Origin of the sequence: uncultured Acetatifactor sp., from assembly GCF_948601915.1 — a bacterium.
Taxonomy (GTDB): Bacteria; Bacillota; Clostridia; order Lachnospirales; family Lachnospiraceae; genus Acetatifactor.
The window spans coordinates 1-340 of the sequence record NZ_CAPDXS010000282.1 but is presented as its reverse complement, the minus strand read 5'-3'; the positions used below and the strand labels follow the sequence as shown (position 1 = coordinate 340).

Below are 340 nucleotides of genomic sequence, written 5' to 3'. Positions count from 1 at the left end.
CGAACATTGGTGATAGTAGTAGGCATTTAAAAGCCCTCCTTTTGAAAATTGGTTTGAACGGATACCCAGTTGGCGTAGTGGCCTTTGGTGATCCGTACCGCCTCCTTCAGGCGGCGGTTTTCTTCCATGATCTTCCTGATCGCAGGTTTGCGGGAACGGGGGTGGGCGATGTGCTTCCAGTTTGCCTTGTAGTCCTGGGAGGCCGCTTTCCACGCCGCCTCTGCTTCAATAACTTGCCTCTGGATGTCTTTGCCCATGGCGGCCAGCGCAGGCAGGTTCTCAGGGTAGGCCCTGGCCAGCTGCAGGAGCTTCCGGAACTGCGGCCGGGGCATCTCTGTCA

Annotated in this window: 1 protein-coding gene; it reads right to left on the bottom strand. The window is 57.1% G+C overall.

Annotated features, from left to right (window positions below; genetic code table 11):
- Window positions 1–26: 26 nt before the first annotated feature.
- Window positions 27–340, bottom strand: a 314-nt coding sequence (locus Q2B33_RS24045; protein ID WP_300914340.1) for a hypothetical protein, incomplete at its 5' end; no start/stop codon positions are given.